This is a genomic window from Streptomyces sp. GbtcB7, assembly GCF_019091445.1.
Lineage (GTDB): Bacteria > Actinomycetota > Actinomycetes > Streptomycetales > Streptomycetaceae > Streptomyces > Streptomyces mirabilis.
Window position 1 is genome coordinate 214,377 of the sequence record NZ_JAGXJM010000013.1, and the last position, 22,518, is coordinate 236,894.

The following is a 22,518-nucleotide window of genomic DNA, read 5'->3' on the forward strand; positions in this document are numbered from 1 at the left end:
TGGTCTTGCTCGCACGAAGAAGCGGGCCGTCTCCCCCCGGGGGAAACGGCCCGCACACACGCGTGGAGCGCGAAAACGTCAGTCCCGTGCCTCGGCCAGGAGCTTCTGGATCCGGCTGACGCCCTCGACGAGATCCTCGTCACCCAGGGCGTACGACAGGCGCAGGTACCCCGGGGTGCCGAAGGCCTCACCCGGGACGACCGCGACCTCGGCCTCCTCCAGGATGAGCGCGGCCAGCTCGACCGTGTCCTGGGGGCGCTTGCCGCGGATCTCCTTGCCGACGAGGGCCTTGACCGAGGGGTACGCGTAGAAGGCGCCCTCGGGCTCGGGGCAGAGCACGCCGTCGATCTCGTTGAGCATCCGCACGATGGTCTTGCGGCGGCGGTCGAAGGCCTCGCGCATCTCGGCGACGGCCGTCAGATCGCCGGAGACGGCGGCGAGGGCGGCGACCTGGGCGACGTTGGACACGTTCGAGGTGGCGTGCGACTGGAGGTTGGTCGCGGCCTTGACGACGTCCTTCGGGCCGATGACCCAGCCCACGCGCCAGCCCGTCATGGCGTACGTCTTCGCGACGCCGTTCACGACGATGCACTTGTCGGCGAGCTCGGGGACGACCACCGGGAGGGAGTGGAATTCCGCGTCCCCGTAGACCAGGTGCTCGTAGATCTCGTCCGTCAGGACCCACAGGCCCTTCTCGGCGGCCCAGCGGCCGATCTCCTCGATCTGCTCGCGGCTGTAGACCGCGCCCGTCGGGTTGGACGGGGAGACGAAGAGCAGCACCTTGGTGTTCTCGGTGCGGGCGGCCTCCAGCTGCTCGACCGAGACGCGGTAGCCGGTGGTCTCGTCGGCGACGACCTCGACCGGGACACCGCCGGCGAGACGGATCGACTCCGGGTACGTCGTCCAGTAGGGCGCCGGGACGATGACCTCGTCGCCCGGGTCGAGGATCGCGGCGAAGGCCTCGTAGATGGCCTGCTTGCCGCCGTTGGTGACCAGGACCTGGGCGGCCTCCACCTCGTAGCCGGAGTCGCGCAGGGTCTTCGCGGCGATCGCGGCCTTCAGCTCGGGGAGCCCGCCGGCCGGCGTGTAGCGGTGGTACTTCGGGTTGGAGCAGGCCTCGATGGCGGCCTGGACGATGTAGTCCGGGGTCGGGAAGTCGGGCTCACCGGCGCCGAAGCCGATCACCGGGCGCCCGGCGGCCTTGAGTGCCTTGGCCTTGGCGTCCACGGCGAGGGTGGCGGACTCGGAGATCGCGCCGACTCGGGCGGAGACCCGGCGCTCGGTGGGAGGGGTTGCAGGGCTCATGGCACCCATCGTTTCAGACTGGAAACTTCCCCGGCACGCGGGTTTCACGGACTGAACAACAAGAGAACAACCGTCCGGATCCGGATCCCTCACCGGTCGATCTTCGGCGGACAAAGCCCGTACGGACACTTTCTGTTCGACGACCGGCCCCGGACCACGTACACTCTCACCTCGTTGGCCTTCACCGGCCGCACTCAACCGATGCACACCGAGCATCCGGGTGGATGCGGTACGTTGGGGGAAACAAAGGGTCGTAGCTCAATTGGTAGAGCACTGGTCTCCAAAACCAGCGGTTGGGGGTTCAAGTCCCTCCGGCCCTGCTACACACACCTTCGCCAGGATGTGTGCGCATGTACGTACTGCAATGCACCGCCGTGCGGCTCAACCGGGCGCGGCACGGCCACGACCCGGAATCAGGTGAGGACGAGTGACGGACGCCGTGGGCTCCATCGACATGCCTGATGCCGAGGCGCCCGAGTCTCAGAAGAAGGCCCGCAAGGGCGGTAAGCGTGCCAAGAAGGGCCCGCTGAAGCGCCTTGCCACTTTCTACCGCCAGATCGTCGCGGAGCTCCGCAAGGTCGTCTGGCCGACTCGCAATCAGCTGACGACGTACACCACAGTGGTGATTGTCTTCGTCGTCATCATGATTGGCCTGGTGACCGTGATTGACTATGGGCTCAACCACGCCGCCAAGTACGTCTTCGGCTGAGCCGAGAGCGAAGGGCGCCGTCACCGGCGCCCCTTTCGCGCGTTCCACCCCCATGTATCCAGGAAGAAGCAGCCACCGTGTCTGACCCGAACCTGAACGATGCCAGCGAGTCGGTCGAGTCCGTTGACGACGAGCTCGACATCGTCGAGGGCGCGGACGTCGTGGACGAGTTCGAGGCTGCCGATGCCGCCACCGGCGAGCCCGCCGAGGAAGCGGCCCTGCACGTCGAGGACGAGTCCGGTGAGGACGTCGAGGACGAGGACGTTCCCGACGAGGCCCTCGCCGTAGACGCCGAGGAAGGCGACGAGGAAGAGGCCGAAGAAGAGGCCGAACCCGTCGACCCCGTCACCGCTCTGCGCGAGGAGCTGCGCACGCTCCCCGGCGAGTGGTACGTCATCCACACCTACGCCGGTTACGAGAACCGCGTGAAGACCAACCTCGAGCAGCGCGCCGTCTCGCTGAACGTCGAGGACTTCATCTTCCAGGCCGAGGTGCCGCAGGAAGAGGTCGCGCAGATCAAGAACGGCGAGCGCAAGACGATCAAGCAGAACAAGCTGCCGGGCTACGTCCTGGTCCGCATGGACCTGACGAACGAGTCCTGGGGTGTCGTCCGCAACACTCCCGGTGTCACCGGCTTCGTGGGCAACGCCTACGACCCGTACCCGCTGACGCTGGACGAGATCGTCAAGATGCTCGCCCCGGAGGCCGAGGAGAAGGCCGCTCGTGAGGCCGCCGAGGCCGAGGGCAAGCCCGCTCCGCAGCGCAAGCTCGAGGTCCAGGTGCTGGACTTCGAGGTCGGCGACTCGGTCACCGTCACGGACGGCCCGTTCGCCACGCTGCAGGCGACCATCAACGAGATCAACGCCGACTCCAAGAAGGTCAAGGGCCTGGTGGAGATCTTCGGTCGCGAGACCCCGGTCGAGCTTTCGTTCGACCAGATCCAGAAGAACTAGCAGCTTCTGGACGTACGTCTTCCGAACAGGTCAGACGGGCTCACGCAGCCCGTCTGACCTGCTCGGTTTTTGGCCGCGCATGGATACCCGTTATCGTTGTGCGGTATGCCTCCATCCGGATGAACCGGGCGGAAGCTGAAAACTCTCACTAGGACCCGGAGAGAGCACATGCCTCCCAAGAAGAAGAAGGTCACGGGGCTTATCAAGCTCCAGATCCAGGCCGGCGCGGCCAACCCGGCTCCGCCGGTCGGCCCGGCGCTGGGCCAGCACGGCGTCAACATCATGGAGTTCTGCAAGGCCTACAACGCCGCGACCGAGTCGCAGCGCGGTTGGGTCATCCCGGTGGAGATCACGGTCTACGAAGACCGCTCCTTCACCTTCATCACCAAGACTCCGCCGGCCGCCAAGATGATCCTCAAGGCCGCGGGTGTCGAGAAGGGCTCCGGCGAGCCGCACAAGACCAAGGTCGCCAAGATCACCCAGGCGCAGGTCCGCGAGATCGCCACCACGAAGATGCCCGACCTCAACGCCAACGACCTGGACGCCGCGTCGAAGATCATCGCCGGCACCGCCCGTTCCATGGGCATCACGGTCGAGGGCTGACACCCACCTTCGTAGGAACCATGCGGCGCGAGCCGCACGTGGCAGGGCCTGCTCGGTCCGTACCACGACTCCTCAGAACACATCAGGAGCAGTAGTGAGCAAGCGCAGCAAGTCTCTCCGCGCTGCGGACGCCAAGATCGACCGGGAGAAGCTCTACGCCCCGCTCGAGGCCGTCCGTCTCGCCAAGGAGACCTCCACGAGCAAGTTCGACGGCACCGTCGAGGTCGCCTTCCGCCTGGGTGTAGACCCGCGCAAGGCCGACCAGATGGTCCGCGGCACCGTGAACCTCCCGCACGGCACCGGTAAGACCGCCCGGGTCCTGGTCTTCGCGACCGGTGACCGTGCCGAGGCCGCACTCGCCGCGGGCGCCGACATCGTCGGCTCCGACGAGCTCATCGACGAGGTGTCGAAGGGCCGTCTGGACTTCGACGCCGTCGTCGCCACCCCGGACCTCATGGGCAAGGTCGGCCGTCTGGGCCGTGTCCTCGGCCCGCGTGGTCTGATGCCGAACCCGAAGACCGGCACCGTGACCCCGGACGTGGCCAAGGCCGTGACCGAGATCAAGGGCGGCAAGATCGAGTTCCGCGTCGACAAGCACTCGAACCTGCACTTCATCATCGGCAAGACCTCCTTCGACGAGGCCAAGCTGGTGGAGAACTACGGCGCCGCGCTGGACGAGATCCTTCGTCTGAAGCCGTCCGCCGCCAAGGGTCGCTACATCAAGAAGGCCGCGATCAGCACCACGATCGGCCCCGGCGTTCCGGTCGACCCGAACCGCACCCGCAACCTCCTCGTCGAGGAGGACCCGGCCGCCGTCTGAGCCTTCCGCTCACCACGGTGACCGCGTCGCATACGCGTTCTTGGCACGGGCCCCGCAACCTTTCGAGGTGCGGGGCCCGTCCCCATTCCTGGATACGTGTGTCAGTGGGCTGCGTTAGCGTGCAGCTCTCAGGATTCGCATAGGGGTGGGACGAATGAAGAGCACGCGCGTGCGCCGAGTGACCTTTTCGATCGCGCTGGTGAGCGCGCTGGCGGGGGTGGCCGCCTGTTCCTCGGGCTCCTCCGGAGGCTCCGGCAAGGGCGACAAGGCGGCCCAGGGCACGACTCACGTCAGCCCCATAGCGGCCCTGCAGTCGGCCGAGAAGTCCACCGACGGCGCCGACTCCGCCAGGATCGAGTCCACGACGAGCCTGGGCACGCTGATGTCCATGAAGTCGAACGGCTCCATGGGCTGGGGCAGCGGCCTCACCGGTGACATGACGATCACGTACACCGGCGGCACGATGGCCGAGGCGATGCGCAAGACGGGCAGCACCTCCATGCAGGCCCGCTATCTGTCGGACGCCTACTACGCCAAGATGGGCGAGGCGTTCGCCGGGCAGACGGGCGGCAAGCACTGGATCAAGTACGCGTACGACGACCTGGCGAAGATCGCGGGCGGCTCCGGCGCGTTCCTGAAGGACCAGATGCAGAACAGCTCGCCGAACCAGTCGGTGAAGCTCCTGCTGGCCTCCGGCGATGTGAAGAAGGTCGGCGACGAGACGGTCCGCGGCGAGAAGACCACGCACTACGCGGGCACGGTGAACGTCTCGGACCTCGCGGCCAGGAGCTCCCACCTCACCGCGAGCCAACTCGCCGACCTCAAGAAGCAGTTCACCCAGGCCGGCATCACGACGGAGGACGTCGACATCTGGGTCAACGGCAAGGACCTGCTCGTCAAGGCGGTCTCCAAGGGCGAGTTGTCGAGCGGCACGATGTCCTCCACGACGTACTACAGCGACTACGGAGTGAAGGTCGCCGCCGTGGCGCCCCCGGCGGGCGACACGACCGATTTCAAGGACCTGCTGAAGACACAGGGCCTGACGCCGGGCAGCAGCGACACTTCGAGCGGTTCGGGCACCACGAGCTGAGGCTCCGGGCGCCCGGAGGCCCAGGTACCAAGCAACTCAAGTACCAAGAAACTCAAAAGAATTCAGGAGACCGCTGGAACCTCCCTGGGCTACGCTGCTGGCGCAGTCTGTGTATCGCTCATGTGTTCCCTGGGGGGATCCTGATGTTTTCTGTGCGTGACTCCGTACGGCACGGAGCGGCGGGGGCCGCACTCGCGGCCCTGGTCTTCGGAGGGGGCGCCGTCGCCTGTGCGAAGGGCGACGAGTCGCCGAAGATGACGCCCGCGGCGGCCGTGGCCAAGGCGGCGAAGAACAGCGAGGCCATCACCTCGCTCAGCTACCGGATGACGGGCAAGGTCCCGGAGACGGGCCGCGTCGAGGCCCAGGCCTCGATGAGCATGAAGCCGCTGGCCATGAGCATGAAGATGACCGCTCTCGACCAGGGCGCTGACGGCAAGATGGAGATCCGGGTCGTCGACGGGGCGATGTACCTGGGCGGGGGCGCGGCCGCCGCCAAGGAGATGGACGGCAAGAGCTGGATGAAGTTCGACATCTCCGGGATGGCCAAGGGCGCCGACGGCTCCGCGGGCATCGACGCGAGCAAGCTCTCCGACCAGGCCGACCAGGACCCGTCCCAGGCGTCCACCTACCTGACCGGCTCCAAGGACGTGAAGAAGGTCGGCACCGAGAAGATCGACGGCGTGCAGACCACCCACTACAACGGCACGGTCACCCTCGACGAACTCCGCGCCGAGCTCAAGAAGAAGGACAAGGCGACGCGGGACAAGCGCGAGAAGAGCTTGAAGCAGTACGAGGAGCTGGGCGCCGACAAGCTCACGATGGACATGTGGGTCGGGCCGGACGACCACACCAAGCAGGTCCGGGTGCGCGCCGCCTCCGACAAGGGCCCGCTCGACATGACCATGGTCTTCCTCGACTACAACAAGCCGGTGACGGTGAAGGCCCCGCCCGCCAAGGACACCGTCGACCTCGCGCAGCTGATGAAGGACGCTCAGAAGGGCTGATCCGGCACCGAACCGCCGCTGAGCCGAGGCGCCGTGGGGCGCTGGGCGAGGCGCCGTCGAGTGCCGGGACGAGGCGCTGTCGAGCGGATTTGCTTGACAGCGACCCCGTCACGTACTGTTCCCCAGAAGCCAAAGACCGCTGGTCGTTGCCTTGTGCTCGCAAGAGGGCGGGGCGGCCGAAGGATCCGCTGAAACTGCGGACGACCCGCGTAGGTGACCGTGGATGTGCTCCCGGAGTTCGCTTGCCCAGCTTGCGGACGTACCGGTCGAGCTACGCCCCGTGCGCCTGCGCCGGGGCGTTTCGTTTTGCCCAGCCCCTTCTGAGCGGTCCTCATCACCCGGAAGGAGGCCGACGCTCTATGGCAAGGCCCGACAAGGCTGCCGCGGTAGCCGAGCTCGCGGACCAGTTCCGCAGCTCGAACGCCGCCGTGCTGACCGAGTACCGGGGTCTCACCGTGGCGCAGCTCAAGACGCTGCGTCGTTCGCTCGGTGAAGACGCCCAGTACGCCGTGGTGAAGAACACGCTGACCAAGATTGCGGCCAACGAGGCCGGGATCTCTACGCTCGACGACCTGTTCAACGGTCCGACGGCGGTCGCGTTCATCACCGGTGACCCGGTGGTGTCCGCGAAGGGTCTTCGTGACTTCGCCAAGGACAACCCCAACCTCGTCATCAAGGGCGGTGTCCTTGACGGCAAGGCGCTGTCCGCCGACGAGATCAAGAAGCTTGCGGACCTCGAGTCCCGCGAGGTTCTGCTCGCCAAGCTGGCGGGTGCCTTCAAGGGCAAGCAGACTCAGGCTGCCCAGCTCTTCCAGGCGCTCCCCTCGAAGCTCGTCCGCACCGTGGACGCTCTTCGTGCCAAGCAGGCCGAGCAGGGCGGTGCCGAGTAATTCGGCTCGCGCATTGACCGCCGCCTGAGCAGTTCCGCCCAGGCAGTGGTCGCAGCGGGCCGAAAGTACGCCCGCCTCACATGTACATCCGGCACCAGCCGAATAAGTGGAAGGATCGCCCCTCATGGCGAAGCTCAGCCAGGAAGACCTGCTCGCGCAGTTCGAGGACATGACCCTCATCGAGCTCTCTGAGTTCGTGAAGGCGTTCGAGGAGAAGTTCGACGTCACCGCCGCCGCCGCGGTCGCCGTTGCCGGTCCGGCCGGCCCCGCCGCCGCTGCCGAGGCCGTCGAGGAGCAGGACGAGTTCGACGTCATCCTCACCGGTGCCGGCGAGAAGAAGATCCAGGTCATCAAGGTCGTGCGTGAGCTGACCTCCCTGGGTCTGAAGGAGGCCAAGGACCTCGTGGACGGCGCCCCGAAGCCCGTTCTCGAGAAGGTCGCCAAGGAGGCCGCCGAGAAGGCTGCCGAGTCCCTCAAGGGCGCCGGCGCCTCCGTCGAGGTCAAGTAGTCCCACGGGCCCGCTGAGGGCCCCTCGCGAGCCGATACAGGACTACTAGTGAGCCTGTAACGCTGACGCACTGAGGAGCGATCACCCAACTGGGTGGTCGCTCTTCGGCGTTCCCGGGGGTCCGGTGGCGGCTGCCTTGCACTGTCGGTGGCGACGAGTATGGTGATCTTCGTTGTGCCTCCGGCCGAGCCCGTGACGGGCTGCAAGACGGGCTGCAAGACAGGTTGCACGTGACGATCGCGGCACTTGCTTAGGGCATGGGGGGCCTTGACGAACCGCACGCAGCGCGCAATTCTCAGGACGCGTCGTCACAACGATCCGGATCCGAGGCATGGATCGGTGGCGAAGAGGGCAGTATCGATGTGCATTGAGGGCGTGGCTTGCCGCAGGTGTTGAGAACAACGATGGTCTCAAAAAACCGGGACTGGACATCAGTGGGCCTAGTGGCTACACTGACCCTTTGCGCTGCCTGTTAGCTGCCTCCTGCCCGTCACCAGGGGCATGCCCTCGCGTGAGCACCGATGACTAGATCATCCCTGACCTGGCCTTTTGGCTGAATCGGGAACGGACTGTCTCTGTGCCCACAGTGGGGGGCCGGTACGCGCGTAGTGAGTCCGAGCCCTCGGAAGGACCCCCTCTTGGCCGCCTCGCGCACTGCCTCGACCGCGAATACGAACAACGGCGCCAGCACCGCCCCGCTGCGCATCTCCTTTGCAAAGATCAAGGAGCCCCTCGAGGTTCCGAACCTTCTTGCGCTGCAAACCGAGAGCTTCGACTGGCTGCTCGGCAACGACGCGTGGAAGGCTCGTGTCGAGGCGGCTCTGGACAACGGACAGGACGTCCCCACGAAGTCCGGTCTGGAGGAGATCTTCGAGGAGATCTCCCCGATCGAGGACTTCTCCGGGTCGATGTCCCTGACGTTCCGGGACCACCGCTTCGAGCCTCCGAAGAATTCCATCGACGAGTGCAAGGACCGCGACTTCACGTACGCGGCCCCGCTCTTCGTCACCGCCGAGTTCACCAACAACGAGACCGGCGAGATCAAGTCCCAGACGGTCTTCATGGGCGACTTCCCGCTCATGACCAACAAGGGCACCTTCGTCATCAACGGCACCGAGCGTGTCGTGGTGTCGCAGCTCGTCCGCTCGCCGGGCGTCTACTTCGACTCCTCCATCGACAAGACGTCCGACAAGGACATCTTCTCCGCGAAGGTCATCCCGTCCCGGGGTGCCTGGCTGGAGATGGAGATCGACAAGCGCGACATGGTCGGTGTCCGCATCGACCGCAAGCGCAAGCAGTCCGTCACCGTTCTCCTGAAGGCTCTCGGTTGGACGACCGAGCAGATCCTCGAGGAGTTCGGCGAGTACGAGTCCATGCGCGCCACCCTGGAGAAGGACCACACCCAGGGCCAGGACGACGCGCTGCTCGACATCTACCGCAAGCTGCGTCCGGGCGAGCCCCCGACCCGCGAGGCCGCGCAGACGCTTCTTGAGAACCTCTACTTCAACCCGAAGCGCTACGACCTCGCGAAGGTCGGCCGTTACAAGGTCAACAAGAAGCTGGGCGGCGAGGCCCCGCTGGACGCCGGCATCCTGACCGTCGAGGACATCATCTCGACGATCAAGTACCTGGTGAAGCTGCACGCCGGTGAGACCGAGACCGTCGGTGACAACGGCACGCAGATCGTGGTCGAGACGGACGATATCGACCACTTCGGCAACCGTCGTCTGCGCAACGTCGGCGAGCTCATCCAGAACCAGGTCCGCACGGGTCTGGCTCGTATGGAGCGCGTCGTCCGCGAGCGCATGACGACCCAGGACGTCGAGGCGATCACGCCGCAGACCCTGATCAACATCCGGCCGGTCGTCGCCTCCATCAAGGAGTTCTTCGGCACCAGCCAGCTGTCGCAGTTCATGGACCAGAACAACCCGCTGTCGGGTCTCACCCACAAGCGCCGTCTGTCGGCTCTTGGCCCGGGTGGTCTCTCCCGTGAGCGGGCCGGCTTCGAGGTCCGTGACGTGCACCCCTCGCACTACGGCCGCATGTGCCCGATCGAGACCCCTGAAGGCCCGAACATCGGTCTGATCGGCTCGCTCGCCTCCTACGGCCGGGTCAACGCGTTCGGTTTCGTCGAGACGCCGTACCGCAAGGTCACCGGCGGTGTCGTCACCGACGAGGTCGACTACCTCACGGCCGACGAAGAGGACCGATTCGTCATCGCGCAGGCCAACGCGCCGCTGACGGACGAGCTCCGCTTCGAGGAGTCCCGCGTCCTGGTCCGCCGTCGTGGCGGAGAGGTCGACTACGTCCCCGGTGAGGACGTCGACTACATGGACGTCTCGCCGCGCCAGATGGTGTCGGTCGCGACCGCCATGATCCCGTTCCTCGAGCACGACGACGCCAACCGTGCCCTCATGGGCGCGAACATGATGCGTCAGGCCGTTCCGCTCATCAAGTCCGAGGCGCCGCTGGTCGGCACCGGCATGGAGTACCGCTGTGCGGTCGACGCCGGTGACGTACTGAAGTCGGAGAAGGACGGTGTGGTCCAGGAGGTCTCCGCGGACTACGTCACCACCGCCAACGACGACGGCACGTACACCACGTACCGCCTGCACAAGTTCTCCCGCTCGAACCAGGGCACCTCCGTCAACCAGAAGGTTGTCGTGGACGAGGGCGCCCGGGTCGTCGCCGGTCAGGTTCTGGCCGACGGTCCGGCGACCGAGAACGGCGAGATGGCGCTCGGCAAGAACCTGCTCGTGGCGTTCATGCCGTGGGAGGGTCACAACTACGAGGACGCGATCATCCTGTCGCAGCGCCTCGTGCAGGACGACGTCCTCTCCTCGATCCACATCGAGGAGCACGAGGTCGACGCCCGTGACACCAAGCTCGGCCCCGAGGAGATCACCCGGGACATCCCGAACGTCTCCGAGGAGGTCCTCGCCGACCTCGACGAGCGCGGCATCATCCGCATCGGTGCCGAGGTCGTCGCCGGCGACATCCTGGTAGGCAAGGTCACGCCCAAGGGCGAGACCGAGCTGACCCCGGAGGAGCGCCTGCTCCGCGCGATCTTCGGTGAGAAGGCGCGCGAGGTGCGCGACACCTCGCTGAAGGTGCCGCACGGCGAGATCGGCAAGGTCATCGGCGTCCGCGTCTTCGACCGTGAAGAGGGCGACGAGCTGCCGCCGGGCGTGAACCAGCTGGTTCGTGTCTACGTGGCGCAGAAGCGCAAGATCACGGACGGTGACAAGCTCGCCGGCCGCCACGGCAACAAGGGTGTCATCTCGAAGATCCTGCCGATCGAGGACATGCCGTTCCTGGAGGACGGCACCCCGGTCGACATCATCCTCAACCCGCTCGGTGTCCCGTCCCGAATGAACCCGGGACAGGTCCTGGAGATCCACCTCGGCTGGCTCGCCAGCCGCGGCTGGGACGTCTCCGGTCTCGCCGAGGACTGGGCGCAGCGACTGCAGGCCATCGAGGCCGACGTGGTCGCCCCGGGCACCAACGTCGCCACCCCCGTCTTCGACGGTGCGCGTGAGGACGAGCTCGCGGGTCTGCTGCAGCACACGATCCCGAACCGCGACGGCGAGCGCATGGTGCTTCCGTCCGGCAAGGCGCCGCTGTTCGACGGCCGCTCCGGCGAGCCGTTCCCGGAGCCGATCTCGGTCGGCTACATGTACATCCTCAAGCTCCACCACCTGGTCGACGACAAGCTGCACGCCCGCTCGACCGGTCCGTACTCGATGATCACCCAGCAGCCGCTGGGTGGTAAGGCCCAGTTCGGTGGCCAGCGCTTCGGTGAGATGGAGGTGTGGGCGCTGGAGGCGTACGGCGCCGCTTACGCCCTCCAGGAGCTGCTGACCATCAAGTCCGACGACGTGACCGGCCGCGTGAAGGTCTACGAGGCCATCGTCAAGGGCGAGAACATCCCCGAGCCCGGCATCCCCGAGTCCTTCAAGGTGCTCATCAAGGAGATGCAGTCTCTCTGCCTCAACGTGGAGGTGCTGTCCAGCGACGGTATGTCCATCGAAATGCGTGACACCGACGAGGACGTCTTCCGCGCGGCGGAGGAGCTCGGCATCGACCTGTCCCGGCGCGAGCCGAGCAGCGTCGAAGAGGTCTGACGGGAGTCCGGCCGGGCCTTGACCGCCTGTGGAAAAGGTGACCAAGGCCCGCCGGCCCCAGGACCCCCGTATCAGACCCCTAAGACTTACAACCCTGAGAGGGATTGACGCATAGTGCTCGACGTCAACTTCTTCGATGAGCTCCGGATCGGTCTGGCCACCGCTGACGACATCCGTCAGTGGAGCCACGGCGAGGTCAAGAAGCCCGAGACCATCAACTACCGCACCCTCAAGCCCGAAAAGGACGGACTCTTCTGCGAGAAGATCTTCGGTCCGACCCGGGACTGGGAGTGCTACTGCGGTAAGTACAAGCGTGTCCGCTTCAAGGGCATCATCTGTGAGCGCTGCGGCGTCGAGGTCACTCGCGCCAAGGTGCGTCGTGAGCGGATGGGCCACATCGAGCTGGCCGCTCCCGTCACCCACATCTGGTACTTCAAGGGCGTTCCGTCGCGTCTGGGCTACCTGCTCGACCTCGCCCCGAAGGACCTCGAGAAGGTCATCTACTTCGCGGCGTACATGATCACGTTCGTCGACGAGGAGCGCCGCACCCGCGACCTGCCCTCGCTGGAGGCGCACGTCTCCGTCGAGCGTCAGCAGATCGAGAACCGTCGCGACGCCGACCTCGAGGCCCGCGCCAAGAAGCTCGAGACCGACCTGGCCGAGCTCGAGGCCGAGGGTGCCAAGGCCGACGTGCGCCGCAAGGTGCGCGAGGGTGCCGAGCGTGAGATGAAGCAGCTGCGTGACCGTTCGCAGCGCGAGATCGACCGTCTCGACGAGGTGTGGACCCGCTTCAAGAACCTGAAGGTCCAGGACCTTGAGGGTGACGAGCTCCTCTACCGCGAGCTGCGTGACCGCTTCGGCACGTACTTCGACGGTTCGATGGGTGCCGCGGCGCTGCAGAAGCGCCTGGAGTCCTTCGACCTCGATGAGGAGGCCGAGCGCCTCCGCGAGATCATCCGCACCGGCAAGGGCCAGAAGAAGACCCGTGCGCTCAAGCGCCTCAAGGTCGTCTCCGCGTTCCTGCAGACCAGCAACAGCCCCAAGGGCATGGTGCTCGACTGCGTGCCGGTCATCCCGCCGGACCTGCGTCCGATGGTGCAGCTGGACGGTGGCCGCTTCGCGACCTCCGACCTGAACGACCTGTACCGCCGCGTGATCAACCGCAACAACCGTCTGAAGCGACTCCTTGACCTCGGTGCCCCCGAGATCATCGTGAACAACGAGAAGCGCATGCTTCAGGAGGCCGTCGACGCGCTCTTCGACAACGGCCGTCGTGGTCGCCCCGTCACGGGCCCCGGCAACCGTCCGCTGAAGTCCCTCAGCGACATGCTGAAGGGTAAGCAGGGTCGATTCCGTCAGAACCTGCTCGGCAAGCGTGTGGACTACTCCGCGCGTTCCGTGATCGTCGTCGGTCCGCAGCTGAAGCTGCACCAGTGTGGTCTGCCCAAGGCCATGGCGCTGGAGCTCTTCAAGCCGTTCGTGATGAAGCGCCTGGTCGACCTGAACCACGCGCAGAACATCAAGAGCGCCAAGCGGATGGTCGAGCGCGGCCGCACGGTCGTGTACGACGTCCTGGAAGAGGTCATCGCGGAGCACCCGGTTCTGCTGAACCGTGCGCCCACGCTGCACCGCCTCGGCATCCAGGCCTTCGAGCCGCAGCTGGTCGAGGGCAAGGCCATCCAGATCCACCCGCTCGTCTGCACCGCGTTCAACGCGGACTTCGACGGTGACCAGATGGCCGTCCACCTGCCGCTCTCCGCGGAGGCGCAGGCCGAGGCCCGCATCCTGATGCTGTCCTCGAACAACATCCTCAAGCCCGCCGACGGCCGTCCGGTGACGATGCCGACCCAGGACATGGTCCTCGGTCTGTTCTTCCTCACCACCGACGGCGAGCTGCGCGACGTCAAGGGCGAGGGCCGCGCGTTCGGCTCCACGGCCGAGGCGACGATGGCGTTCGACGCCGGGGAGCTCGCGCTCCAGTCGGCCGTCGACATCCGCTTCCCGGTGGGCACCATCCCGCCGCGCGGCTGGACCCCGCCGGCGCAGGAGGAGGGCGAGCCCGAGTGGCAGCAGGGTGACACCTTCCGCCTCCGTACGACCCTGGGCCGTGCGCTCTTCAACGAGCTGCTGCCCGAGGACTACCCGTTCGTCGACTACTCGGTGGGCAAGAAGCAGCTCTCCGAGATCGTCAACGACCTGGCCGAGCGCTACCCCAAGGTCATCGTGGCGGCGACGCTCGACAACCTGAAGGCGGCGGGCTTCTACTGGGCGACCCGTTCCGGCGTCACCGTGGCCATCTCCGACGTCGTCGTTCCCGAGGCGAAGAAGGAGATCGTCAAGGGCTACGAGGCGCAGGACGAGAAGGTCCAGAAGCAGTACGAGCGCGGTCTGATCACCAAGGAAGAGCGCACTCAGGAGCTCATCGCGATCTGGACCAAGGCGACCAACGAGGTCGCCGAGGCGATGAACGCGAACTTCCCGAAGACGAACCCCATCTTCATGATGGTCGACTCGGGTGCCCGAGGAAACATGATGCAGATGCGTCAGATCGCCGGTATGCGCGGTCTGGTGTCGAACGCCAAGAACGAGACGATCCCGCGTCCGATCAAGGCCTCCTTCCGTGAGGGCCTGTCGGTGCTGGAGTACTTCATCTCGACGCACGGTGCTCGTAAGGGTCTGGCGGACACGGCTCTGCGTACCGCCGACTCGGGTTACCTCACCCGTCGTCTGGTCGACGTCTCCCAGGACGTCATCATCCGCGAGGAGGACTGCGGCACCGACCGTGGCCTCAAGCTGCACATCGCGGAGCGCGGCGCGGACGGTGTCCTGCGCAAGGCGGAGAACGTCGAGACCAGCGTGTACGCACGTGCGCTGGCCGAGGACATCACCGTCGACGGCAGGGTGCTGGCCCCGGCCAACACCGACCTCGGCGACGTCCTCATCGACGAGCTGGTCAAGCACGGCATCGAGGAGGTCAAGACCCGTTCGGTCCTGACCTGCGAGTCCGCCGTGGGCACCTGCGCCATGTGCTACGGCCGTTCGCTGGCCACCGGCAAGCTGGTCGACATCGGTGAGGCGGTCGGCATCATCGCCGCCCAGTCCATCGGTGAGCCCGGTACCCAGCTGACGATGCGTACCTTCCACACCGGTGGTGTGGCCGGTGACGACATCACCCAGGGTCTGCCCCGTGTCGTCGAGCTCTTCGAGGCTCGTACGCCCAAGGGTGTCGCCCCGATCTCCGAGGCCTCCGGCCGCGTGCGGATCGAGGAGACCGAGAAGACCAAGAAGCTCGTGGTCACCCCGGACGACGGCAGCGACGAGACGGCGTTCCCGATCTCGAAGCGTGCCCGGCTCCTGGTGTCCGAGGGCGAGCACGTCGAGGTGGGCCAGAAGCTCACCGTGGGTGCCACCAACCCGCACGACGTGCTGCGCATCCTGGGGCAGCGTGCCGTCCAGGTCCACCTGGTCGGCGAGGTCCAGAAGGTCTACAACTCGCAGGGTGTGTCGATCCACGACAAGCACATCGAGATCATCATCCGGCAGATGCTGCGCCGTGTGACGATCATCGAGTCGGGCGACGCGGAGCTGCTGCCCGGCGAGCTGGTCGAGCGTTCGAAGTTCGAGACCGAGAACCGTCGTGTGGTCCAGGAAGGCGGCCACCCGGCCTCCGGCCGTCCGCAGCTGATGGGTATCACCAAGGCCTCGCTGGCGACCGAGTCGTGGCTGTCGGCGGCGTCCTTCCAGGAGACGACCAGGGTTCTGACGGACGCGGCGATCAACGCCAAGTCCGACTCCCTGATCGGCCTCAAGGAGAACGTCATCATCGGTAAGCTCATCCCGGCCGGTACGGGTCTGTCCCGTTACCGCAACATCCGGGTCGAGCCGACCGAGGAGGCCAAGGCCGCGATGTACTCGGCCGTCGGCTACGACGACATCGACTACTCGCCGTTCGGCACCGGCTCCGGCCAGGCCGTCCCGCTGGAGGACTACGACTACGGTCCGTACAACCAGTAAGGCGTACGTCTGAAGTACTGAAGGGCGGCCACCCCGTTTCGTACGGGGTGGCCGCCCTTCGGCGTTGTCCGGTGCCGGGCGTCCGTGGTCAGCGGCCGAGCTGGAGGTAGGGCTCCAGGGCCTGGAGCCGGGTGTAGTTGTCCGGGTGCGTGGTCAGCAGCTTGGCCAGGCCGCCCGGTTCCTTGAGCTGCCTGCCCTGCGCCGCGGCCTGCGCCTTCACGGCGTCCTCCTGGGCCTGGAAGTGGTACAGGACCTGCGCCAGCTGGGGCGCGAAGCCGAGGTCCGCCGCCTGCCGGTCGGCACGCAGCTCGCCCTGGCGACCCACGTGGGCGAGCAGATAGGGGGCGACGACGAGCGGCACGGTGATGTACCAGGCGGCGACGAACCCGCCGATCACGAACATCCCGATGAAGAGGTAGACCATCCCGGTCGCGGCGAGCGAGAACACGCTCGCGACCCGGATCGCGATCCGGGCGATGCCCCGCATGAAGGCCCAGGCGATCCGGCCGGGCAGCGAGTACCAGTAGCCGAGCAGGCCCGTCCAGGCGTGACCGCCGGTGTGGTGGCCGAGTTCATGGGCGAGTACGGCGGCGAGGTTGCTGCTGGGGATCTCGTTCAGCGCGTACGTCGTGACGCCGACGACATGGCCGGCCGCCGCCACGGCGTTCAGGTCCGTGCTGTTCTCCACCATCAGCTCGTACGTGTGTGCCTCGATGCCCGCTCGGGCGGTGACCTCGCGCCAGATCGGCTCCAGACGGGCCCGCTCCTCGGCGAGCGGCGCCCTGAGCTTCATCACGTGCCGGGCGAAGGCCAGCTCGGTGGGCCGGTGGAAGACGAGCGCCCCGGAGGCCAGCCAGGCGAGGATGACCAGCCAGCCGATGGCCGTGCCGAGGATTCCCACGGCGAACGAGGCGACCACGGCGAGGCTCACCAGGAAGCCCGGCACCTGGACCGCCAGCTGCCCGATCGCGGTGGCGTCGGCACCGCGCTGGTGCGCGGCCACGTGGATGCGGGAGCCCGCGTGACGGTAGTCGAGGTCGTCGGGTGCGGGGGCCTCCGGCGGTGCCGCGGGTGTGGGGGCGGCGGGGGGCGTCTGCGCCGGGATGTACGGCGGTGCGGTGGCGGTGGGCTGCGGGCCGCTCGGGTACGTGGGCGTGGCCCCCGGGTAGGCGGGCGGCGCCGCGGGGTACGAAGGCGCGGCCCCGGCCCCGGGGTACTGGGGTGCGTCGCCCGGATAGGACGGGGGCGCGGGGGTCTCCGGGTACGGGGGCGGAGTGGCGGACCCGGGGTACGGGGGTGGGGGAGTGGCGGACCCGGGATACGGCGGTGGGGAAGCGGCGGGCCCGGGATACGGGGGCGAGGGAGCGGCGGATCCGGGATACGGGGGCGGAGTCGAGGCGGCCCCGGGGTACGGGGGCGCGGGCGGGCCTGGGTACGGGGGGTCCGGGTAGACGGGGCCGGGCTCCGGGGCGGCCGGGTCTGGTGGGTAGGACAAGGTGGGGCTCCTTCAGGATGGGGACGTCAGCCGATGAGCAGCCCGGCGGGAAGCAGCACCGTGCCCGCGCAGAAGGCGATCAGGCCGGTGCGGATCCACTGGTGCTTGCGGGCGGCGATGCGGCTGGTCTCGGTGAGCGCCGCGGTGAGTCCGGCGGCGGGGTCGCGGTCGGTGTCGGCGAGAGCGGTCGCCAACTGACCTTCACGTACGGCTTGTTGGATGTCGCCGAAGAAACAGAGGGGCCGGCCCAGGGCCCATGAACTGGCGCGGTACCGGGGGAGCACCGCGAGCAGCAGCGCGAACAGGGCGAAGGCGAGGGCCAGGGCGCCGGTCCACCAGACGGCCGTACCGGGTGCGGAGAGCGAGCTCGGTGACCAGTTCCGCCCGGCCAGCAGCCCGCTGAACACCCCCGCCGTCATCCCGAGCGCCGCCACGAGCACGGACGCCTTGCTGTCGGCCCGGGCGATCTCGCCCCGCAGCTCCTCCAGCAGCCGTTCGGCGGTTCCGGTGCCTGGAGCGGTGGTGGTCACTCCGGGCCCGTCTCGGAGGACTCCGGCGCTGGGGGCGGGGGCGGCGGACAGGCGGACGGCGCGGGCGGAATGACGGGCGTGGGAGCGACGGCCGGGGGCGGCGGGGCCTGGTCGTACGGGTTGCCGGCGGCGGGCGTGGCCGGGGGCTCAGCCTGGTAGGGCCCCTGCGGCACGGTTCCGGGCGCGGGCGGGACGTACGGCTGGTGGGACACGGGCGGCCCCGGCGGGGTGTAGGGGGCGCCCGGTACGCCTCCGGGGGCCGGAGCGCCGCCATAGGGCTGGGCGGCGGCCCCGTACGGCTGCGAGAGGTCGTACGGCTGCTGCGGTACGCCCCCGGGCGGCGGCGCCGGTCGGCCGGGCACCGGGGGCTGTGACGGGGGCTCCTGGCGGCTGTTGAGTTCCTTGACGACGCGCAGGGTGGAGCGGGCCGACTCGGCCTTCTGGTAGTCCTCCAGGGTGTCTCCGGCGATCAGCTCCAGCTGGCTCTCGATGGCGGAGAGCTGGTCCTTCTGGAGGGCGTTGATGACCATCCGGGTGTCCTCGGGGTGCGCGGCGAGGTGGAACGCCCACTGGGCGACACCCCCGTGCTGCAGGTGGTGCTGGTAGAAGGCGATCTTCTGGGCCATCAGCTCCTGCGACTGGTGCTGGCGCAGCACCTCCAGCTCGTGCAGCTGCTGGGCCTGGCGCAGCCGGTACTCGTGCTCGGGGTCGAGCATGTCGGCCTCGTAGCGCAGCGCCCGTTTGCGCCGTCTGTGCGCGATCGCGTCGTCGTCCAGGCGCAGCCGCACCGCGCAGGTGACCGCGAGCCCGATGCCGTCGGCGAAGACGCCGCTCTCGACGGCGTACTGGACCTCGGCCTCGGCGTCCCGGCTGTCCTCGATGGAGAACCGGCGGCTGACCGGTCGCGCCAGCTGGTGCAGTTCACGGGCGAGCCGCGTGGGCACGTCGCGTTCGCCGCCGGCCACGTACGCGATCGGGTCCGAGACGCGCCAGGTCAGATCGGCGGTGGCGCCGAACGAGAACGCGTCGTCGTCGCTGGGCAGTTCGAGTTCCAGCTGGACCGGGTGGCTGCCCATGTCGACCTCGTAGACCGAGGTGTAGCGGCGGGTCGCGGCGTCCGTGCGGCTCGGCCGGTGCGGGGGCATGTACGCGTCGTAGCCGCCGCCCGCGGTGGCGAACACCAGTGCGTGGTCGATCGCGGAGACCGGCCGCCGGGCCGTGTAGTCGAAACGGGAGATCGGCCGCACGGTGAGCACCGGGTCGATCAGCATGGTGTGCCGGTCGGCCTGTTGCTGCCACTCCGGCGGGCGGCGGAATTCCGCCATGGGTCAACTCCTCGTAACTCTGTGTCAGGCTGTCGGGACGGGGGGACGCAGTGCGGCGAGCAGGCGGTCGGCGAGGGGCGGGCGCGGGCCGCCGTCCCGGCCGCGCAGGGTGCGCAGTTCGTGGCTGAGGCGTTTGTGGTCGTCCGCCGTGACGACCAGTGCGGGCAGCAGCAGCTCCAGGGCCTGGGCCGCGTCCGGGCGGCGCTCGGCCACGTACACCCAGGTGTGCAGGGCGTTCAGGGCGCCCCGGGTGTGGGTGCGGTCGCCGAGGGCGGTGCGCCAGAGGGTGGCGAGGTCGCGGGCCGAGTCCGCCTGGTACATGCCGTCGCCGGCGTACCACTCGACGAGCGCGCCCTCCTCGGCGTTGTCGCACGCCAGCACGAAGGCGCCCAGCGCCAGCGCGCGGACCGCGGGGGTGTCGTGGTGGAGCAGCCGCACCAGCTCGGAGAGCATCTCGCCGCGCCTGAGGCCCACCGAGAGCAGCAGGGCCGTGGACTCGACCAGGTTGGCCGCCTCGGCCGGGCTGCTGTTGTCGGCCCGGGCCCGGGCAGCGAGGGCGCTCAGGGCCGTGCTCGCGAGGTGCGGGCGCAGCGGCGCGAGCAGTCCGAACGCGCGGATCGCGGTCCAGCGGCGGGCCCAGTGGGCGTCCGTGCACCACTGGGTGAGCAGGCGCAGGACAACGGGCGCGTCGAGGAGCTGGGCGAGTGTGAGGGTGTTCGCGGCGGTGACTCGGGGGCCGAACGTCTTCGACACCGCCCAGCCGTCGATCAGCAGCGCGACCGCGGAGGGCAGGTCGGCGAGCGCGAGCATGGCGGTGGCCGCGGCGGCCCGGGTCCGTACGACGGGACGCCCGTCGCGGGCCAGCTCCCTCAGCCAGGCGATCAGCGCGGGCCGGGCCGAGGGATGTCCCGTCCACACCTCGGTGAGCAGGGCGCGGGGGGTGTTCTCCTTCCGGAAGAACGCGGTGAACTGCGGCACCGGGCCCCATTCGGTCGCCTCGTCCCGCACTTCCCCCTCGGCGCGGGCCCGCGCGAGCCGGGTCTCGGCGGCGAGCCCGAACACCGGGATCTCCGGCGGCTCCTCGGGGTGCTGCAAGCGCTGGAAGTGCACGAACAGCTTGTCCGCGAGTTCGGCGGCGAGGACGTACGGCGCCCGGTCGAAGACGGCGAGCGAGATGAGGAAGGCCTTGTCGCGGAGCGTGGACTCGGGGTCGCTCAGCCACTCCCGGCACTGCTGCTCCACGGCCGCCTGCCCGAACTCCGCGAGCCGGGCCGCAGCCGCCTCGCCGCCGTCGTAACCCGCCACCTCCTTCGCGAACTCGGCCGCCTCGGCGGGCTGATGGTGTCCCCGGGTGAGGAAGTCCCGCACCGGGGCGAGGGCGAGAAGGCCCTCGGTGTCCTGCGCGCGGTGCCTGCTCACATACGCGCGGACGACGGCCGACGCCTCCGGCGGCTGCCAGACGGAGGCGGTGGCGCCCAGCAGGAAGGGCGAGTTCTCGACCGTCACCACCAGGTACCCGTCGACCTTCTTGAGCTGGTCGCGGGCCGCGTGGAGATGGGTGTCGCGCAGCGGCCGGTTGCGGCTCAGCGGCAGATCGCGCAGGACGTGCCCGCCGGGTGCGGTGAGCGGGGCGCTCAGGGTCGCCGGGCTCGTCTCCGGCGAGAGGGCGTGCACGGCGGGCACGCCCAGCCGGTGCAGGAGCATCAGCGCGGCGGCGTGGCGGCCGGTGGCGTGGGCGCCGGCGAGGACGAGAACGCGTTCTTCGCGGAGCCGGTCCAGGGCGGCGGCGAAGGCGGGGCTCTCGACGAAGACGGCGTCCAGGTCTTCGAGGTGTCGCCGTGGGATCTCTCCGGAGGCGTACGTCGCCGAAGCCGCCGAGCCGTGGTGGTGGATCTCCGTCTTGCCGCCCATGAACACGTCACCGGCGACCTCGCCGCCGGACACGCCGTGCTGGGCGCCGCCGACCAGACTCCCGCCGAAGGACGCGGCCGAGCCGAGGATGAACCCCGGGGTGTGCGCGAAGAGCTCGCGCTGTGCCGCGCGCGCCTCCTGCGTCCGTTCCTGTTCTCCCTCTCCTTCCCCCTCTGCGTCCTGGCGCCGGGTGTCAGGTTCGGGGGCCGGGTGGACGTCCTTCGGGGGTACGTCGCCGGGGCCCGGCGCCGTGGGTGGAGGCACCGTCACGCCGACTCACCCCCGGACCCGCCGAGGTGGACGTCTCCGGTGACCTGGCCGCCCGACACGCCGTGCTGGTCGCCGCCGACGAGGCTGCCGCCGAAGGTGGGGGCGCCTCCGTCGAAGTGGAAGACGGCGCCCGCGGGAGGGGCGGTTGGCCGGGCCGCGCGGGCCTCGGGGGCCTGGGACCCGGGCGCCTGGGTCCCTGGCTGATCCCGCCTCGGTGCCGGACGCTCCCCCGAGCTGGCGCCCGGCACCGAGGTTCCCCCCTTCTCACTGTGGTCGTCGCCGGCCCCCGGCACCGGGCCGTGCAGCCAGGCGCGCAGCGGGCCGTTCTTGCTGTCCACGGTCACCGGGTGGAAGTCCTCGGCGGGGATGCCCGCGTGACCGTGCCGCACGATCCCCGTGTGCACGCTCTCCGAGACGCACAGGGCGAAGTCGTCTCTCCGCTCCCGCAGGGCCGCGCGCAGCAGCTGGGCGTCGAGCAGGCGGCAGGCGTGGTTGAGGTCGGAGCCGACCCAGCCGTCGTGCTCGTCCACGGCGACGTAGCCCGTGGCGACGACGCCGCGCAGCCGGATCTGCGCCGAGCTGGACGCCATCCGGTTGACCGCGTGCAGCTGGGTGGGGACCTCGGTGAGCAGGGCGCGCAGCAGTGCGGTGACGGAGGCGTTGGCGTCGATCAGCTCCATCACGGAGTCGCCCCGGTCGGCGCGCAGGCGCAGGCGTTCGTCGATGCCGGCGCGCTCCAGGGCGCGGTCGGCGACGTCGTACAGCATGCGCCGCAGGTACGCCTGCTCGATGTCGTCCCGGTCGCTGTACTTCTCGATGTCGAGCAACAGGATCGTCCGGCTCACGGGGTCGGTCATGGTCGCCTCTCGCAGGTGGTGCGGCAGTGGCAGAAGAGTGGCGGGCGGGGTTGTGGTGGCGTGAGGGCGGATGACGCAGTCGGAGTGTGACGGCGTACACAGAACGCCCG

The 22,518-nt window shown here is 68.5% G+C and carries 16 protein-coding genes and 1 tRNA gene; 11 read left to right on the forward strand and 6 right to left on the reverse strand.

What is annotated here, in order from left to right:
- Positions 1–78: 78 nt before the first annotated feature.
- The gene (locus KVT44_RS22725) at positions 79–1,305 is read right to left on the reverse strand and encodes a pyridoxal phosphate-dependent aminotransferase (protein WP_099921157.1); all 1,227 of its coding nucleotides are present in this window, start codon (positions 1,303–1,305) and stop codon (positions 79–81) included.
- A 247-nt stretch (positions 1,306–1,552) separates the two neighbouring features.
- Here KVT44_RS22725 and KVT44_RS22730 point away from each other — a divergent pair.
- From KVT44_RS22730 to KVT44_RS22780, 11 genes are all read left to right on the forward strand, one after another.
- Positions 1,553–1,625, forward strand: a tRNA-Trp gene (locus KVT44_RS22730).
- Between the two features lie 107 nt (positions 1,626–1,732).
- Positions 1,733–2,014 (forward strand): preprotein translocase subunit SecE, encoded by a 282-nt coding sequence (secE, locus tag KVT44_RS22735; RefSeq protein WP_067367170.1) that lies wholly within the window; start codon positions 1,733–1,735, stop codon positions 2,012–2,014.
- Positions 2,015–2,091: 77 nt separating this feature from the next.
- Entirely contained in the window at positions 2,092–2,967 is an 876-nt protein-coding gene (gene nusG / locus KVT44_RS22740) for a transcription termination/antitermination protein NusG (RefSeq protein ID WP_099921156.1), read from the forward strand.
- 168 nt (positions 2,968–3,135) lie between these two features.
- Positions 3,136–3,570 (forward strand): 50S ribosomal protein L11, encoded by a 435-nt coding sequence (gene rplK, locus KVT44_RS22745; RefSeq protein ID WP_030359033.1) that lies wholly within the window; start codon positions 3,136–3,138, stop codon positions 3,568–3,570.
- Between the two features lie 94 nt (positions 3,571–3,664).
- Positions 3,665–4,390, forward strand: coding sequence for a 50S ribosomal protein L1 (rplA, locus tag KVT44_RS22750; protein ID WP_060901502.1), 726 nt, complete (start codon positions 3,665–3,667; stop codon positions 4,388–4,390).
- A 154-nt stretch (positions 4,391–4,544) separates the two neighbouring features.
- Positions 4,545–5,480 carry a hypothetical protein gene (locus tag KVT44_RS22755; RefSeq protein WP_217568309.1) on the forward strand — a complete coding sequence of 312 codons (936 nt, stop codon included), beginning with the start codon at positions 4,545–4,547 and terminating at the stop codon, positions 5,478–5,480.
- A 152-nt stretch (positions 5,481–5,632) separates the two neighbouring features.
- Positions 5,633–6,484: a DUF1396 domain-containing protein gene (locus KVT44_RS22760; protein ID WP_217568337.1), complete on the forward strand. Its 852-nt coding sequence runs from the start codon at positions 5,633–5,635 to the stop codon at positions 6,482–6,484.
- 359 nt (positions 6,485–6,843) lie between these two features.
- Complete coding sequence (rplJ, locus tag KVT44_RS22765) at positions 6,844–7,374, forward strand: 50S ribosomal protein L10 (RefSeq protein WP_060901499.1); 531 nt, start codon at positions 6,844–6,846, stop codon at positions 7,372–7,374.
- 124 nt (positions 7,375–7,498) lie between these two features.
- Positions 7,499–7,882, forward strand: coding sequence for a 50S ribosomal protein L7/L12 (rplL, locus tag KVT44_RS22770; protein WP_067367157.1), 384 nt, complete (start codon positions 7,499–7,501; stop codon positions 7,880–7,882).
- 638 nt (positions 7,883–8,520) lie between these two features.
- Positions 8,521–12,006 carry a DNA-directed RNA polymerase subunit beta gene (gene rpoB / locus KVT44_RS22775; RefSeq protein WP_099921153.1) on the forward strand — a complete coding sequence of 1,162 codons (3,486 nt, stop codon included), beginning with the start codon at positions 8,521–8,523 and terminating at the stop codon, positions 12,004–12,006.
- Positions 12,007–12,120: 114 nt separating this feature from the next.
- Positions 12,121–16,020 (forward strand): DNA-directed RNA polymerase subunit beta', encoded by a 3,900-nt coding sequence (locus tag KVT44_RS22780; protein WP_060901496.1) that lies wholly within the window; start codon positions 12,121–12,123, stop codon positions 16,018–16,020.
- An 88-nt stretch (positions 16,021–16,108) separates the two neighbouring features.
- Here the strand turns inward: KVT44_RS22780 and KVT44_RS22785 are convergent, their stop codons facing one another.
- From KVT44_RS22785 to KVT44_RS22805, 5 genes are read right to left on the reverse strand one after another with little or no spacing between them, the layout of a single operon-like run.
- Complete coding sequence (locus KVT44_RS22785; protein ID WP_254649716.1) at positions 16,109–17,515, reverse strand: M48 family metalloprotease; 1,407 nt, start codon at positions 17,513–17,515, stop codon at positions 16,109–16,111.
- Positions 17,516–17,541: 26 nt separating this feature from the next.
- The gene (locus KVT44_RS22790; protein WP_217568310.1) at positions 17,542–18,045 is read right to left on the reverse strand and encodes a Pycsar system effector family protein; all 504 of its coding nucleotides are present in this window, start codon (positions 18,043–18,045) and stop codon (positions 17,542–17,544) included.
- Positions 18,042–19,370 carry a PE-PGRS family protein gene (locus tag KVT44_RS22795; RefSeq protein ID WP_217568311.1) on the reverse strand — a complete coding sequence of 443 codons (1,329 nt, stop codon included), beginning with the start codon at positions 19,368–19,370 and terminating at the stop codon, positions 18,042–18,044. The genes KVT44_RS22790 and KVT44_RS22795 overlap by 4 nt, the downstream gene beginning before the upstream one ends.
- Before the next feature lie 24 nt (positions 19,371–19,394).
- The gene (locus tag KVT44_RS22800; protein WP_217568312.1) at positions 19,395–21,551 is read right to left on the reverse strand and encodes a hypothetical protein; all 2,157 of its coding nucleotides are present in this window, start codon (positions 21,549–21,551) and stop codon (positions 19,395–19,397) included.
- A complete protein-coding gene (locus KVT44_RS22805; RefSeq protein ID WP_217568313.1) occupies positions 21,548–22,408 on the reverse strand; it encodes a hypothetical protein in 861 nt (286 codons plus the stop codon). The genes KVT44_RS22800 and KVT44_RS22805 overlap by 4 nt, the downstream gene beginning before the upstream one ends.
- Between the last annotated feature and the right edge of the window lie 110 nt (positions 22,409–22,518).